Origin of the sequence: Citrobacter sp. R56, from assembly GCF_016811995.1 — a bacterium.
Lineage (GTDB): Bacteria > Pseudomonadota > Gammaproteobacteria > Enterobacterales > Enterobacteriaceae > Citrobacter_D > Citrobacter_D enshiensis.
Genome location: NZ_CP069159.1, coordinates 4,507,336 through 4,523,420, shown reverse-complemented (window position 1 = coordinate 4,523,420; position 16,085 = coordinate 4,507,336). Strand labels below are relative to the sequence as shown.

The window sequence follows — 16,085 nt, the reverse complement described above, 5'->3', positions numbered from 1 at the left end:
ATTTTTAGAACAAAGGAAGCGGCAGAGATGCATTTTCGCGCCATTACCCGAATCGTTGGACTACTGGTCATCTTATTTTCGGGGACAATGATTCTCCCAGGGTTGGTTGCGTTGATCTACCGTGATGGGGCGGGTCGGGCATTTACACAAACTTTCTTTGTCGCGTTGGCAATTGGTTCTTTACTGTGGTGGCCAAACCGCCGGGAGAAGGGCGAACTGAAATCCCGCGAAGGGTTTCTCATCGTGGTTCTGTTCTGGACCGTACTGGGTAGCGTGGGTGCGCTACCGTTTATCTTCTCTGAGCAACCGAACCTCACAATTACTGATGCGTTTTTTGAATCCTTTTCCGGGTTGACGACAACCGGTGCGACCACGCTGGTGGGGCTTGATTCGCTGCCACATGCCATTCTTTTTTATCGTCAGATGCTGCAATGGTTTGGCGGTATGGGGATCATCGTCCTGGCGGTGGCCATTCTTCCTATCCTCGGCGTTGGGGGAATGCAGCTTTATCGGGCAGAAATGCCAGGGCCGTTGAAAGATAACAAAATGCGCCCTCGCATTGCCGAAACAGCAAAAACTCTGTGGCTGATTTATGTGTTGCTGACCGTGGCATGCGCGCTGGCGTTGTGGTTTGCGGGTATGCCCGCCTTTGATGCCATTGGGCACAGCTTTGCCACCATCGCCATTGGTGGTTTTTCAACGCATGATGCCAGCGTGGGGTATTTTGACAGCCCTGCTATCAATACCATTATTGCTATCTTCTTACTGATCTCCGGTTGTAACTACGGCCTGCACTTCTCTTTATTAAGCGGGCGCAGCCTGAAGGTTTACTGGCGTGACCCAGAGTTCCGGATGTTTATTGGCGTACAGTTGACGCTGGTGGTCATCTGCACCCTGGTTTTATGGATCCACAATACCTACGCCTCGGCGCTAACGACCCTGAATCAGGCTTTTTTCCAGGTAGTGTCGATGGCGACAACTGCCGGGTTTACAACGGACAGCATTGCGCGCTGGCCGCTCTTTCTGCCTGTTCTCCTGTTGTGTTCTGCCTTTATCGGCGGTTGTGCGGGATCAACCGGTGGTGGCCTGAAGGTGATCCGCATTCTGTTGCTGTTTAAGCAGGGGAATCGCGAACTGAAGCGACTGGTCCACCCGAACGCGGTGTACAGCATAAAGTTGGGGAACCGTGCGCTGCCGGAACGTATCCTGGAAGCAGTCTGGGGTTTCTTCTCTGCTTATGCGTTGGTCTTTATCGTCAGCATGCTGGCTATTATTGCCACCGGTGTGGATGACTTCTCTGCGTTTGCTTCTGTTGTCGCAACGCTCAACAACCTGGGACCAGGGCTGGGCGTCGTTGCCGACAACTTTGCCAGCATGAACCCGGTTGCGAAATGGATCCTGATCGCCAATATGCTGTTTGGTCGTCTGGAAGTCTTCACTTTGTTGGTGCTGTTTACCCCCACTTTCTGGCGTGAATAATGGAGTAACACGTGAAAACACTCATTCTCTTCTCTACCCGGGATGGACAAACGCGCGAGATTGCCTCGTATCTGGCCTCTGAATTAAAAGAGCTGGGGATCTGGGCAGATGTCGTTAATCTTCATCGTACTGAGGAGCCGGACTGGCAAAGTTATGATCGCGTGGTGATTGGGGCGTCTATTCGCTACGGTCATTATCATGCTGCTTTCCAGGAGTTCGTGAAGACACATTCTGCAAGATTGAACGCAATGCCGAGTGCGTTCTATTCGGTGAATCTTGTTGCGCGTAAGCCGGAAAAGCGGACGCCGCAGACAAACAGCTATGCACGCAAGTTTCTGATGAACTCGCCGTGGCGTCCCGATCGTTGCGCAGTGATTGCGGGGGCGCTTCGTTATCCTCGTTATCGCTGGTACGACCGCATTATGATTAAGCTCATTATGAAGATGTCAGGCGGTGAAACGGATACGAGTAAAGAAGTGGTCTATACCGACTGGGAACAAGTGGCGATTTTTGCCCGTGAAATCGCGCAATTAACCAGCAATCCGTCGTCAAAGTAGTCGCAAAGAATAAAAAATAAGCACTTGGAAGATTATTTTAAATTTCCGCTTGTCAGCCTGAAATAACTCCCTATAATGCGCCTCCACTGACACGGAACAACGGCACGCAAGCCGCCGGGTCAGCGGGGTTCTACTGAGAACCTCGCAGAGAAAAGCAAAAATAAATGCTTGACTCTGTAGCGGGATGGCGTAATATGCACACCCCGCGCCGCTGAGAAAAAGCGAAGCGGCACTGCTCTTTAACAATTTATCAGACAATCTGTGTGGGCACTCGAAGATACGGATTCTTAACGTCGCAAGACGAAAAATGAATACCAAGTCTCAAGAGTGAACATACGTAATTCATTACGAAGTTTAATTCACGAGCATCAAACTTAAATTGAAGAGTTTGATCATGGCTCAGATTGAACGCTGGCGGCAGGCCTAACACATGCAAGTCGAACGGTAGCACAGAGGAGCTTGCTCCTTGGGTGACGAGTGGCGGACGGGTGAGTAATGTCTGGGAAACTGCCCGATGGAGGGGGATAACTACTGGAAACGGTAGCTAATACCGCATAACGTCGCAAGACCAAAGAGGGGGACCTTCGGGCCTCTTGCCATCGGATGTGCCCAGATGGGATTAGCTAGTAGGTGGGGTAACGGCTCACCTAGGCGACGATCCCTAGCTGGTCTGAGAGGATGACCAGCCACACTGGAACTGAGACACGGTCCAGACTCCTACGGGAGGCAGCAGTGGGGAATATTGCACAATGGGCGCAAGCCTGATGCAGCCATGCCGCGTGTATGAAGAAGGCCTTCGGGTTGTAAAGTACTTTCAGCGGGGAGGAAGGCGATACGGTTAATAACCGTGTCGATTGACGTTACCCGCAGAAGAAGCACCGGCTAACTCCGTGCCAGCAGCCGCGGTAATACGGAGGGTGCAAGCGTTAATCGGAATTACTGGGCGTAAAGCGCACGCAGGCGGTCTGTCAAGTCGGATGTGAAATCCCCGGGCTCAACCTGGGAACTGCATCCGAAACTGGCAGGCTAGAGTCTTGTAGAGGGGGGTAGAATTCCAGGTGTAGCGGTGAAATGCGTAGAGATCTGGAGGAATACCGGTGGCGAAGGCGGCCCCCTGGACAAAGACTGACGCTCAGGTGCGAAAGCGTGGGGAGCAAACAGGATTAGATACCCTGGTAGTCCACGCCGTAAACGATGTCGACTTGGAGGTTGTGCCCTTGAGGCGTGGCTTCCGGAGCTAACGCGTTAAGTCGACCGCCTGGGGAGTACGGCCGCAAGGTTAAAACTCAAATGAATTGACGGGGGCCCGCACAAGCGGTGGAGCATGTGGTTTAATTCGATGCAACGCGAAGAACCTTACCTACTCTTGACATCCACGGAATTTAGCAGAGATGCTTTAGTGCCTTCGGGAACCGTGAGACAGGTGCTGCATGGCTGTCGTCAGCTCGTGTTGTGAAATGTTGGGTTAAGTCCCGCAACGAGCGCAACCCTTATCCTTTGTTGCCAGCGGTTCGGCCGGGAACTCAAAGGAGACTGCCAGTGATAAACTGGAGGAAGGTGGGGATGACGTCAAGTCATCATGGCCCTTACGAGTAGGGCTACACACGTGCTACAATGGCATATACAAAGAGAAGCGACCTCGCGAGAGCAAGCGGACCTCATAAAGTATGTCGTAGTCCGGATCGGAGTCTGCAACTCGACTCCGTGAAGTCGGAATCGCTAGTAATCGTGGATCAGAATGCCACGGTGAATACGTTCCCGGGCCTTGTACACACCGCCCGTCACACCATGGGAGTGGGTTGCAAAAGAAGTAGGTAGCTTAACCTTCGGGAGGGCGCTTACCACTTTGTGATTCATGACTGGGGTGAAGTCGTAACAAGGTAACCGTAGGGGAACCTGCGGTTGGATCACCTCCTTACCTTAAAGAACCTGCCTTTGTAGTGCTCACACAGATTGTCTGATGAAAATTAGCAGTAAGAAATCTCTGCAGGCTTGTAGCTCAGGTGGTTAGAGCGCACCCCTGATAAGGGTGAGGTCGGTGGTTCAAGTCCACTCAGGCCTACCAAATTCCTTCTGATACCGTAGGGTGTTTCAGAATGAACTAAGGTGAATGAGATAACTACGATGGGGCTATAGCTCAGCTGGGAGAGCGCCTGCTTTGCACGCAGGAGGTCTGCGGTTCGATCCCGCATAGCTCCACCATTACTTACTGCAAAAACCCAAGAAAACTTCAGAGTGTACCTGAAAAGGTTCACTGCGAAGTTTTGCTCTTTAAAAATCTGGATCAAGCTGAAAATTGAAACGACACACTGTGTCTGTTCTCCGTAATAAGAACAGGCAAGCGGTGTGTTCGAGTCTCTCAAATTTTCGCAACACGATGTGTTTTACGAAACACCTTCGGGTTGTGAGGTTAAGCGACTAAGCGTACACGGTGGATGCCCTGGCAGTCAGAGGCGATGAAGGACGTGCTAATCTGCGATAAGCGTCGGTAAGGTGATATGAACCGTTATAACCGGCGATTTCCGAATGGGGAAACCCAGTGTGATTCGTCACACTATCATTACGTGAATACATAGCGTAATGAAGCGAACCGGGGGAACTGAAACATCTAAGTACCCCGAGGAAAAGAAATCAACCGAGATTCCCCCAGTAGCGGCGAGCGAACGGGGAGCAGCCCAGAGTCTGAATCAGCATGTGTGGTAGTGGAACGGTCTGGAAAGTCCGGCGATACAGGGTGATAGCCCCGTACACAAAATCGCATGTGTTGTGAACTCGAAGAGTAGGGCGGGACACGTGGTATCCTGTCTGAATATGGGGGGACCATCCTCCAAGGCTAAATACTCCTGACTGACCGATAGTGAACCAGTACCGTGAGGGAAAGGCGAAAAGAACCCCGGCGAGGGGAGTGAAAAAGAACCTGAAACCGTGTACGTACAAGCAGTGGGAGCCTTGATTTATCAGGGTGACTGCGTACCTTTTGTATAATGGGTCAGCGACTTATATTCTGTAGCAAGGTTAACCGAATAGGGGAGCCGAAGGGAAACCGAGTCTTAACTGGGCGTTAAGTTGCAGGGTATAGACCCGAAACCCGGTGATCTAGCCATGGGCAGGTTGAAGGTTGGGTAACACTAACTGGAGGACCGAACCGACTAATGTTGAAAAATTAGCGGATGACTTGTGGCTGGGGGTGAAAGGCCAATCAAACCGGGAGATAGCTGGTTCTCCCCGAAAGCTATTTAGGTAGCGCCTCGTGAACTCATCTTCGGGGGTAGAGCACTGTTTCGGCTAGGGGGTCATCCCGACTTACCAACCCGATGCAAACTGCGAATACCGAAGAATGTTATCACGGGAGACACACGGCGGGTGCTAACGTCCGTCGTGAAGAGGGAAACAACCCAGACCGCCAGCTAAGGTCCCAAAGTCATGGTTAAGTGGGAAACGATGTGGGAAGGCACAGACAGCCAGGATGTTGGCTTAGAAGCAGCCATCATTTAAAGAAAGCGTAATAGCTCACTGGTCGAGTCGGCCTGCGCGGAAGATGTAACGGGGCTAAACCATGCACCGAAGCTGCGGCAGCGACACTATGTGTTGTTGGGTAGGGGAGCGTTCTGTAAGCCGTTGAAGGTGGCCTGTGAGGGTTGCTGGAGGTATCAGAAGTGCGAATGCTGACATAAGTAACGATAAAGCGGGTGAAAAGCCCGCTCGCCGGAAGACCAAGGGTTCCTGTCCAACGTTAATCGGGGCAGGGTGAGTCGACCCCTAAGGCGAGGCCGAAAGGCGTAGTCGATGGGAAACAGGTTAATATTCCTGTACTTGGTGTTACTGCGAAGGGGGGACGGAGAAGGCTATGTTGGCCGGGCGACGGTTGTCCCGGTTTAAGCATGTAGGCGGAGGTTCCAGGTAAATCCGGTTCCTTATTAACGCTGAGGTGTGATGACGAGGCACTACGGTGCTGAAGTAACAAATGCCCTGCTTCCAGGAAAAGCCTCTAAGCATCAGGTAACACAAAATCGTACCCCAAACCGACACAGGTGGTCAGGTAGAGAATACCAAGGCGCTTGAGAGAACTCGGGTGAAGGAACTAGGCAAAATGGTGCCGTAACTTCGGGAGAAGGCACGCTGATATGTAGGTGAAGCGACTTGCTCGTGGAGCTGAAATCAGTCGAAGATACCAGCTGGCTGCAACTGTTTATTAAAAACACAGCACTGTGCAAACACGAAAGTGGACGTATACGGTGTGACGCCTGCCCGGTGCCGGAAGGTTAATTGATGGGGTTATCCGTAAGGAGAAGCTCTTGATCGAAGCCCCGGTAAACGGCGGCCGTAACTATAACGGTCCTAAGGTAGCGAAATTCCTTGTCGGGTAAGTTCCGACCTGCACGAATGGCGTAATGATGGCCAGGCTGTCTCCACCCGAGACTCAGTGAAATTGAACTCGCTGTGAAGATGCAGTGTACCCGCGGCAAGACGGAAAGACCCCGTGAACCTTTACTATAGCTTGACACTGAACACTGGTCCTTGATGTGTAGGATAGGTGGGAGGCTTTGAAGTGTGGACGCCAGTCTGCATGGAGCCAACCTTGAAATACCACCCTTTAATGGCTGGTGTTCTAACGTAGACCCGTGATCCGGGTTGCGGACAGTGTCTGGTGGGTAGTTTGACTGGGGCGGTCTCCTCCTAAAGAGTAACGGAGGAGCACGAAGGTTAGCTAATCCTGGTCGGACATCAGGAGGTTAGTGCAAAGGCATAAGCTAGCTTGACTGCGAGAGTGACGGCTCGAGCAGGTGCGAAAGCAGGTCTTAGTGATCCGGTGGTTCTGAATGGAAGGGCCATCGCTCAACGGATAAAAGGTACTCCGGGGATAACAGGCTGATACCGCCCAAGAGTTCATATCGACGGCGGTGTTTGGCACCTCGATGTCGGCTCATCACATCCTGGGGCTGAAGTAGGTCCCAAGGGTATGGCTGTTCGCCATTTAAAGTGGTACGCGAGCTGGGTTTAGAACGTCGTGAGACAGTTCGGTCCCTATCTGCCGTGGGCGCTGGAGAATTGAGGGGGGCTGCTCCTAGTACGAGAGGACCGGAGTGGACGCATCACTGGTGTTCGGGTTGTCATGCCAATGGCATTGCCCGGTAGCTAAATGCGGAAGAGATAAGTGCTGAAAGCATCTAAGCACGAAACTTGCCCCGAGATGAGTTCTCCCTGAGACTATAAGTCTCCTGAAGGAACGTTGAAGACTACGACGTTGATAGGTCGGGTGTGTAAGTGTAGCGATACATTGAGCTAACCGATACTAATGAACCGTGAGGCTTAACCTTACAACGCCAAAGGTGTTTTGGCGAAGAGACCAATAATCAGCTTGATACAGATTAAATTAATGTGTTCAGAGAACATGTTAATAAACAGAATTTGCCTGGCGGCTGTAGCGCGGTGGTCCCACCTGACCCCATGCCGAACTCAGAAGTGAAACGCCGTAGCGCCGATGGTAGTGTGGGGTCTCCCCATGCGAGAGTAGGGAACTGCCAGGCATCAAACAAGTGAAGAAGCCCATCCTGACGGATGGGCTTTTTTGCGTCTGTGGTCCGGGGGAAATGCCGGATGGCGGTGTTTATCCGATTTGTAGGCCTGATAAGTGCAGCGCCATCTGGCAATCCAAATAGCACGGCTCATAAACTCCGCATCCATTGCTCAATAAAATCAGTGAGTTGACCAACATTATTGATATCTAATAGCGGAACATCAATCCTCAACGGCACATCGCTGGCGATGGCAATCACATGTGCATCAATCACCAGTTCTTCCTGAGTGCGCCCGGTTCCCTCGCGAAACAACACAATCTTGGCGATGTCCTCATGCTTAAACCCTTCTACCAGAATCAAATCCAACTTTGAGGCATCCATTCTGCTGGCCAGAAATGCGAGATCCAGTTCCTCTTCATCCGGTGTTTCAGTCATGAGTGCCCAACGCTGTTGGCTGGCAACCAGAGTTTGTGCGGCACCAGCTTTGCGTAGCTCATAGCTGTCCTTACCGGGTTTGTCGACATCCATATTGTGATGGGTGTGCTTAATCAGTCCCGGACGAATTCCTCTGGCGCACAGTTCCGGGATCAATTTTTTGAGCAGTGTGGTTTTCCCCGTACCGCTCCATGCGGCAATGGCAAGTAGTGGGATCATCGTTTCTCCTGCCATCTGGCAAGTTCTTCAGGGGTATTCACATTAACAAATGCGTCTTTTTGGTCACTAAAATCGACAGCATGCCCACCGGCAAGACGCATAAAGACCATCACTCGTCGCTCGCCGGACTGGAGGTAATCCTGTAGTAAAGGTTGTACTGAGCGGTTTACCAAAGCGATAATTGGGTGATCCCGCTCGCCATCATGGACCCACACTACGGCTGAATCGTTGCGTTGGGCCTTTAAACGCGCAACCAGATCGCGAGGAATATACGGTGTGTCACAAGGACAAAACAGAAACCAGTCGCCTTTTTCCTGCAGAAAAACGGAAAGCATACCCGCCAATGGACCCGGAAAATCGGCAAGCGAATCGGGGATCACACGCAGCCCACTCTTTTGGTAAATATTTCGATGGCGATTGGCATTAACCACAACAGTTTCAAGCTGCGATAAAAGGTTATCGGCAACGTGTTTCCAGAGAGGTTTGCCGTCCAGCTCAAGTAAACCTTTGTCGACCCCTCCCATTCGGCGAGCTTTGCCTCCCGCCAGTACAACCCCCGTTATTGCACTATCCAGATTCACTGATATCGCCTCTTTTATTGTGGGATTGACCCTGCTAACGTATCTATATCAAGAGTAAGGAGCACAACCATGAAATGTAAACGCCTGAATGAAGTTATCGAACTCCTGCAGCCAGCCTGGCAGAAAGAACCCGAACTCAACCTGATGCAATTTTTGCAGAAACTGGCGAAAGAGTCAGGTTTTGACGGTGAGCTGGCGGATTTAACTGACGACATTCTGATCTATCACCTGAAAATGCGTGACTCAGCAAAAGATGCCGTGATCCCTGGGATTCAAAAAGATTATGAAGAAGATTTCAAAACGGCGTTATTACGCGCACGTGGTGTTATTAAAGAGTAAAACCTTGTAAGTGACTCCACGAAAAGCGTTATGAAATGATATCCTGAATTATTCGTAGTATTTTCCGGATGATGGGATGAACGACAGCGCTTTTACTTTCCAGACACTACACCCGGATACCATCGTGGATGCACTGTTTGAACAGGGGATCCGGGTGGATTCCGGTCTTACCCCGCTCAACAGTTATGAAAACCGCGTCTATCAATTTCAGGACGAAGACCGTCGACGTTATGTCGTTAAATTTTACCGTCCTGAGCGTTGGTCTGTGGATCAAATACTGGAAGAACACCAGTTTGCGTTAGAGTTGGTCAACGATGAGGTTCCGGTTGCGGCTCCCATTGTGTTTAACGACCAGACGTTGCTAAACCACGAGGGTTTCCACTACGCGATCTTTCCCAGTGTCGGCGGCAGGCAGTTTGAAGCCGACAACATTGATCAAATGGAAGCCGTAGGCCGCTATCTTGGCCGTTTGCACCAGACCGGACGTAAACGACCTTTTGCTTCCCGGCCGACAATAGGCCTCGAAGAATATCTCTTCGAACCTCGTAAGTTATTCGAAGATGCGCCGCTTATTCCGTCAGGCCAAAGGGACGCTTTTCTGAAAGCAACCGATGGGCTCATTTCTGCTGTTACCGAAAGATGGCATGCCCGTTTTGACACGCTACGTTTACATGGCGATTGCCATGCAGGAAATATTCTCTGGCGTGACGGCCCGCTGTTTGTCGATTTAGACGATGCCCGCAATGGACCTGCCGTGCAGGATCTCTGGATGTTGCTAAATGGCGATAAAGCAGAGCAGCGGATGCAGCTTGAGACGATCATTGAGGCTTATGAAGAGGTGAGTGAATTTGATACCTCTGAACTCGGACTGATTGAACCTTTACGCGCCATGCGTTTAGTTTATTATCTTGCCTGGCTTATGCGTCGTTGGGCTGATCCTGCATTTCCCAAAAACTTCCCATGGCTCACCGGGGAAGATTACTGGCTGCAGCAAACGGCGACTTTTATCGCGCAGACAAAAACGCTGCAGGAGCCCCCTTTACAATTAACGCCAATGTATTAATCGAACACATCAGGAGAGAGATTACATGAAAAAGATTTGGCTGGCGCTGGCTGGTATGGTTTTAGCATTTAGCGCATCGGCAGCGCAGTTCAGTGATGGCAAACAATACATCACGCTGGAAAAACCGATTGCTGGCGAGCCTCAGGTTTTAGAGTTTTTCTCGTTCTACTGCCCGCATTGCTATCAGTTTGAAGAGGTTCTTCATGTTTCTGAAAACGTGAAGAAAAAACTGCCGGAAGGCGTGAAGATGACCAAATACCACGTTGAGTTCCTGGGGCCGTTGGGCAAGGATCTGACGCAGGCATGGGCAGTTGCGATGGCGCTGGGTGTGGAAGACAAAATCACCGTTCCGATGTTTGAAGGTGTGCAGAAACTGCAAACCGTCCAGTCTGTCGCGGACATTCGCAAAGTCTTCGTTGATGCGGGGATCAAAGGTGAAGATTACGATGCTGCATGGAACAGCTTTGTGGTGAAATCACTGGTTGCGCAGCAGGAGAAAGCCGCTGCTGACCTACAGCTTCAGGGCGTGCCAGCGATGTTCGTCAACGGTAAATATCAGATTAACCCGCAAGGGATGGATACCAGCAGTATGGATATCTTCGTGCAACAGTACGCTGATACCGTAAAACACCTGGTTGAAAAGAAATAACGAAAACGCCGGTCACTGACCGGCGTTTTTATTTGATGCTTTAATCTCTTCTATCAGTTCATCTTTCTGAACCCACAGCGTATTCAACCAAAGCTGAAAGCGGCGTTTAAATCCTTTGTCATTAACATAATCGCCGTGCAATTCTTCCTGAACAGGCTCCAGGTTTACACGTACGACGATACGGGTCAGTTTGCCACTCAACATGTCGTAGAAGGGACGACGGCTGTTTTCCGGATAGCACAGCGTTACATTGAGCAACTTATCAAATTGCGATCCCAGGACGTTCAACGCCATAGCAATACCGGCCGCTTTGGGAGGTAACAAGTTTTTGTAAGGTGATCGCGTCTGCTGGTGCTTCTCATCGGTAAACCGTGAGCCTTCGACGAAATTCACAATGGTCGTTGGATGCGCACGAAACTTCTCGCAGGAGCGTCGGGTGGTTTCCACATCCTTGCCACGTTGCTCAGGGTGGCGCAGTAGATAGCTGCGCGAGTAACGTTTCATAAAGGGCATATCCAGCGCCCAGCATGCCAGACCAATGAACGGTACCCAGGCCAGTTGCTGTTTGAGAAAATATTTATTCATGGGGATGTGCTTACGGAACAGGACGCAAAGCACAACAATATCCGCCCAGCTGTAATGATTACAAATGAGCAGATACCAGTTTTTCTTGTTCAGCCCCTCCAGTCCTTCTACGTCCCACTTTAGCCATGGGTTGAGATGCAGGAGCAGTGCGAGGCCTTCACACCAGCAAAACATCATGAAATTGCAGAAGACGGAAACCTTGCGCCAGACGAAAGGAATGGGCAAAAGGAGTTTCACGATTCCGGCGATGATGATCGGTACAGAACATAAAATCGTGACCAAAATGGTCAATACGATACTCAGCAAAAGCGTTATCGCAGCGAGTATTCTCGTCATAATTAAATTATTCAAAAGGTTAGCCATAAATAGTGCGCTAAAGACACGCAAGGGGCAGATTTTATCAGAAAACGGACCAAATAATGGGTCTTCGAGGAATAGAAAAGTTAACTATATCTATCCACATCCTGATATCGGTATCATTTTAAGAATAAATCTCTGCGCTTCTGTCTAACATAATGAAAAGCATGAATAAAAGTTATGATATTTAAAGCATTATGCCTGAGATAAACTAAATTAAATTATTTATGCACAAAGTTATCCACAATTTACTTTGCGAGAGATCCAGAAGATCTGTAAAAGTTTTACGACAAATACGGTGAAAAACTCATGTTTTCATCCTGTCTGTGGCATCCTTTATCCATAATCTGATAAACAGGCACGGACATTATGGTTCAGATCCCAGAAAACCCCCTTATCCTTGTAGATGGTTCATCTTATCTCTATCGCGCATATCACGCGTTCCCACCGCTGACGAATGGTGCGGGGGAACCAACGGGTGCGATGTACGGCGTTCTTAATATGCTGCGCAGCCTGATTATGCAGTATCAGCCGACGCACGCCGCCGTGGTATTTGATGCTAAGGGTAAAACCTTCCGTGATGAATTGTTCGAGCATTACAAATCTCATCGTCCGCCGATGCCTGACGATCTGCGGGCGCAGATCGAACCTCTGCATGCAATGGTAAAAGCGATGGGCTTGCCGTTGTTGGCGGTTTCCGGTGTTGAAGCGGATGATGTTATCGGTACGCTGGCGCGTGAAGCGGAAAAAGTCGGTCGCCCGGTACTCATCAGTACTGGCGATAAGGACATGGCCCAGTTAGTGACGCCGAACGTTACGCTTATCAACACCATGACCAATACGATTCTTGGCCCGGATGAGGTGGTGAATAAGTACGGTGTCCCGCCTGAGTTGATCATCGACTTCCTGGCCCTGATGGGGGACTCCTCCGATAACATTCCGGGCGTTCCGGGTGTCGGCGAAAAAACCGCGCAGGCTTTGCTGCAGGGGCTGGGTGGTCTTGATACGTTGTATGCAGAAACAGATAAAATTGCCGGCCTGACTTTCCGTGGTGCGAAAACCATGGCGGCGAAGCTTGAGCAGAATAAAGATGTGGCGTATCTGTCTTATAAGCTGGCGACGATCAAAACCGACGTCGAACTGGAACTGACCTGCGAACAACTTAACGTACAGCAGCCTGCCGCAGACACGCTAGTGGATCTGTTTAAAAAGTACGAATTTAAGCGCTGGATTGTCGATGTTGAAGCAGGAAAATGGCTACAAGCGAAAGGCGCAAAGCCAGCGGCAAAACCGCAAGAAACCATCGTGGCTGACGAAACGCCTGAAGAACCCGTGGCGGCACTCTCTTATGAAAACTATGTGACGATACTGGACGAAGCCACGCTGGAAAGCTGGATTGAAAAACTGAAAAAAGCGCCAGTCTTTGCATTTGATACCGAAACCGACAGTCTCGATAACCACTCTGCAAATCTGGTGGGTCTCTCTTTCGCTATTGAACCGGGTGTGGCTGCTTACGTTCCCGTTGCTCATGATTATCTTGATGCGCCCGATCAGGTAGCCCGAGACCGTGCACTGGAACTGCTAAAACCGCTACTGGAAGATGAGGGTGCCCGTAAGGTTGGGCAAAACCTGAAGTATGACCGTGGCGTATTGCAAAACTATGGCATTGAGCTGCGCGGTATCGCTTTCGATACGATGCTGGAGTCTTACATCCTGAATAGCGTTGCAGGCCGACACGACATGGACAGCCTGTCCGATCGTTGGTTGAAACACAAAACGATCACCTTCGAAGAGATTGCCGGCAAAGGTAAAAACCAGCTGACGTTTAACCAGATTGCTCTGGAAGAAGCCGGGCGCTATGCCGCAGAAGACGCCGACGTCACTCTGCAACTGCATCTGAAAATGTGGCCAGAACTGCAGAAGCACAAAGGGCCGCTGAATGTCTTTGAAAACATCGAAATGCCGCTGGTGCCAGTGCTGTCTCGTGTTGAGCGTAACGGCGTGAAGATCGATCCCGCCGTGTTGCACAACCATTCGGAAGAGCTGACGTTACGTCTGGCGGCGCTGGAACAAAAGGCGCATGAGATCGCGGGAGAAGCGTTTAATCTCTCCTCCACAAAACAGCTGCAAACAATTCTGTTTGAAAAACAGGGAATTAAGCCGCTGAAGAAAACGCCGGGCGGCGCGCCGTCAACGTCGGAAGAGGTACTGGAAGAGCTGGCATTAGACTACCCGTTGCCAAAGGTGATCCTGGAGTATCGCGGTCTGGCGAAGCTGAAATCGACCTACACCGATAAGCTGCCGCTGATGATCAACCCGAAAACCGGACGCGTGCATACCTCTTATCATCAGGCGGTAACAGCAACAGGCCGTTTATCATCAACCGATCCAAACCTGCAAAATATTCCAGTACGTAACGACGAAGGCCGCCGTATCCGTCAGGCCTTTATTCCGCCCCAGGATTATCTGATTGTCTCGGCGGATTACTCGCAAATCGAGCTGCGTATTATGGCGCATCTCTCGCGAGACAAAGGGCTGTTAACCGCTTTTGCACAAGGAAAAGATATTCACCGCGCAACAGCAGCAGAAGTCTTTGGTCTGCCGTTGGAGAGCGTAACGGGTGAGCAGCGTCGTAGCGCAAAAGCCATTAACTTTGGTTTGATCTACGGCATGAGCGCGTTCGGGCTTGCGCGCCAGCTGAACATTCCGCGTAAAGAAGCGCAGAAGTATATGGATTTGTACTTCGAACGGTACCCTGGCGTGCTGGAGTATATGGAGCGCACGCGAGCACAGGCCAAAGAGCAGGGATTCGTTGAAACTCTGGAAGGGCGTCGTCTTTACTTACCAGACATCAAGTCGAGCAATGCTGCGCGGCGTGCAGGCGCTGAACGTGCGGCGATCAACGCACCGATGCAGGGAACGGCGGCAGACATCATCAAACGTGCGATGATTGCCGTTGATGACTGGCTGCAAACCGAGCAACCTCGAGTGCGCATGATCATGCAAGTACACGATGAACTGGTGTTTGAAGTGCACAAAGACGATCTCGAGGCCGTATCGAAAAAGATCCATCAATTAATGGAAAACTGTACGCACATTGATGTGCCGCTGCTGGTGGAAGTGGGAAGCGGTGAAAATTGGGATCAAGCGCACTAAGGGTTTACTGAACAGCGCGCTTTTTCGTAACTAAGCAACATAAGATAGAACATTTTGTGATGATTATTGGAATTCCCTATGTAAGGAATGAAAAAAAATTACAAAAAGTGCTTTCTGAGCTGCTCAAAAAAGAGTAAAGTTATTCGCGTAGGGTACAGAGGTAAGATGTTCTATCTTTCAGACCTTTTACTTCACGTAATCGGATTTGGCTGAATATTTTAGCCGCCCCAGTCAGTTAATGACTGGGGCGTTTTTTATTGGGCGAAAGAAAAATTCCGTAGGCCGGATAAGCCACGTTAGCGACATTATCCGGTACAACATTCGTAGGAAGGGATTATTCTGCGTCCTGACTCTCTTCAACTGGCGCCAGTTCGCTAAACCAGGTATCCAGCTTCTGACGTAACTTATCCACGCCTTGCTTCTTCAGCGACGAAAATGCTTCTACCTGCACATCACCGTTAAACGCCAGAACGGCTTCACGCACCATATTGAGCTGAGCTTTACGCGCTCCGCTGGCCAGTTTGTCTGCTTTCGTCAGCAGAACCAAAACCTGAACATTGCTCTCAACGGCCCACAGAATCATCTGCTGGTCGAGATCCTTCAGCGGGTGGCGAATGTCCATCAGCACCACCAACCCTTGCAGGCTCTGACGCTTTTCCAGGTATTCCGCCAGCGCACGCTGCCATTTGCGTTTCATCTCTTCCGGGACTTCGGCGTAACCGTATCCTGGCAGGTCGACAAGACGTTTACCGTCCACGACTTCAAACAGGTTGATCAACTGTGTGCGACCGGGTGTTTTGGAGGTACGCGCCAGGCTCTTCTGGTTCGTCAGGGTATTCAGCGCGCTGGATTTGCCTGCATTGGAACGGCCAGCGAACGCCACTTCGATTCCGGTATCGGAAGGTAAGTGGCGAATATCAGGCGCACTCATTACAAAGTGCGTCTGTTGATAATTCAAATTAATCAAAGGGGTCGTCTCCGTCAGTCAAAGCTTTGCAGCGATTATACCTGAACCCCAGCAAAAGACGGATGTTTCGACATATGCCCGTGTAAGTAAAAACCTTGTGGTTTGTGAGATATTGACGATTGTAGATATACGAAATTTCAGAGTCATTGCCGGGTGAAAAGTGATTTAGCTCAAATAAA

General features: G+C 50.4%; 10 protein-coding genes, 2 tRNA genes and 3 rRNA genes. 11 read left to right on the top strand and 4 right to left on the bottom strand.

The features are described from left to right. The first annotated feature begins 27 nt into the window (after positions 1–27). From trkH to rrf, 7 genes are all read left to right on the top strand, one after another. Positions 28–1,479 carry a Trk system potassium transporter TrkH gene (trkH, locus tag JM656_RS21230; protein ID WP_203359433.1) on the top strand — a complete coding sequence of 484 codons (1,452 nt, stop codon included), beginning with the start codon at positions 28–30 and terminating at the stop codon, positions 1,477–1,479. Positions 1,480–1,490: 11 nt separating this feature from the next. Next, positions 1,491–2,036 (top strand): menaquinone-dependent protoporphyrinogen IX dehydrogenase, encoded by a 546-nt coding sequence (gene hemG / locus JM656_RS21225; RefSeq protein WP_192613929.1) that lies wholly within the window; start codon positions 1,491–1,493, stop codon positions 2,034–2,036. A 376-nt stretch (positions 2,037–2,412) separates the two neighbouring features. Continuing rightward, positions 2,413–3,954: ribosomal RNA gene (locus tag JM656_RS21220) — 16S ribosomal RNA — on the top strand. Positions 3,955–4,024: 70 nt separating this feature from the next. Continuing rightward, positions 4,025–4,101 (top strand) — tRNA-Ile (locus JM656_RS21215). 61 nt (positions 4,102–4,162) lie between these two features. Then, positions 4,163–4,238: transfer RNA gene (locus JM656_RS21210), tRNA-Ala, on the top strand. A 206-nt stretch (positions 4,239–4,444) separates the two neighbouring features. Then, a 23S ribosomal RNA gene (locus JM656_RS21205) occupies positions 4,445–7,354 on the top strand. A gap of 94 nt (positions 7,355–7,448) precedes the next feature. Next, positions 7,449–7,564, top strand: a 5S ribosomal RNA gene (rrf, locus tag JM656_RS21200). The 16S, 23S and 5S rRNA genes sit together here with 2 tRNA genes alongside, the layout of an rRNA operon. 138 nt (positions 7,565–7,702) lie before the next feature. Here the strand turns inward: rrf and mobB are convergent. After that, positions 7,703–8,224, bottom strand: a complete 522-nt coding sequence (gene mobB, locus JM656_RS21195) for a molybdopterin-guanine dinucleotide biosynthesis protein MobB (protein WP_203359432.1) — start codon at positions 8,222–8,224, stop codon at positions 7,703–7,705. After that, entirely contained in the window at positions 8,206–8,790 is a 585-nt protein-coding gene (mobA, locus tag JM656_RS21190; protein WP_203359431.1) for a molybdenum cofactor guanylyltransferase MobA, read from the bottom strand. The genes mobB and mobA overlap by 19 nt, the downstream gene beginning before the upstream one ends. Before the next feature lie 69 nt (positions 8,791–8,859). Here mobA and JM656_RS21185 point away from each other — a divergent pair, with 69 nt between their 5' ends. The 3 genes from JM656_RS21185 (at position 8,860) to dsbA (ending at position 10,841) form a co-directional block, all read left to right on the top strand. Then, on the top strand, positions 8,860–9,129 hold the full coding sequence (locus tag JM656_RS21185; RefSeq protein ID WP_203359430.1) for a YihD family protein: 270 nt from the start codon (positions 8,860–8,862) through the stop codon (positions 9,127–9,129). A gap of 76 nt (positions 9,130–9,205) precedes the next feature. After that, positions 9,206–10,192: a serine/threonine protein kinase gene (locus JM656_RS21180; RefSeq protein ID WP_203359429.1), complete on the top strand. Its 987-nt coding sequence runs from the start codon at positions 9,206–9,208 to the stop codon at positions 10,190–10,192. 25 nt (positions 10,193–10,217) lie between these two features. Continuing rightward, complete coding sequence (gene dsbA / locus JM656_RS21175) at positions 10,218–10,841, top strand: thiol:disulfide interchange protein DsbA (protein ID WP_203359428.1); 624 nt, start codon at positions 10,218–10,220, stop codon at positions 10,839–10,841. Between the two features lie 12 nt (positions 10,842–10,853). Here the strand turns inward: dsbA and JM656_RS21170 are convergent, their stop codons facing one another. Then, complete coding sequence (locus JM656_RS21170) at positions 10,854–11,789, bottom strand: acyltransferase (RefSeq protein ID WP_203359427.1); 936 nt, start codon at positions 11,787–11,789, stop codon at positions 10,854–10,856. A gap of 363 nt (positions 11,790–12,152) precedes the next feature. On the opposite strand from JM656_RS21170, the gene polA reads away from it, so the two are divergent. Continuing rightward, positions 12,153–14,939: a DNA polymerase I gene (gene polA / locus JM656_RS21165; protein ID WP_203359426.1), complete on the top strand. Its 2,787-nt coding sequence runs from the start codon at positions 12,153–12,155 to the stop codon at positions 14,937–14,939. 334 nt (positions 14,940–15,273) lie between these two features. On the opposite strand, the gene yihA is transcribed toward polA, so the two are convergent. Continuing rightward, positions 15,274–15,906 (bottom strand): ribosome biogenesis GTP-binding protein YihA/YsxC, encoded by a 633-nt coding sequence (gene yihA / locus JM656_RS21160; RefSeq protein ID WP_203359425.1) that lies wholly within the window; start codon positions 15,904–15,906, stop codon positions 15,274–15,276. Positions 15,907–16,085 lie beyond the last annotated feature (179 nt).

Excerpts from the sequence above, each read along its gene's own strand:
- dsbA (WP_203359428.1), top strand. The coding sequence starts at position 10,218 with ATGAAAAAGATTTGGCTGGCGCTGGCTGGTATGGTTTTAGCATTTAGC.
- JM656_RS21180 (WP_203359429.1), top strand. The coding sequence starts at position 9,206 with ATGAACGACAGCGCTTTTACTTTCCAGACACTACACCCGGATACCATC.
- polA (WP_203359426.1), top strand. The coding sequence starts at position 12,153 with ATGGTTCAGATCCCAGAAAACCCCCTTATCCTTGTAGATGGTTCATCT.
- mobB (WP_203359432.1), bottom strand. The coding sequence starts at position 8,224 with ATGGCAGGAGAAACGATGATCCCACTACTTGCCATTGCCGCATGGAGC.
- trkH (WP_203359433.1), top strand. The coding sequence starts at position 28 with ATGCATTTTCGCGCCATTACCCGAATCGTTGGACTACTGGTCATCTTA.
- JM656_RS21170 (WP_203359427.1), bottom strand. The coding sequence starts at position 11,789 with ATGGCTAACCTTTTGAATAATTTAATTATGACGAGAATACTCGCTGCG.
- JM656_RS21185 (WP_203359430.1), top strand. The coding sequence starts at position 8,860 with ATGAAATGTAAACGCCTGAATGAAGTTATCGAACTCCTGCAGCCAGCC.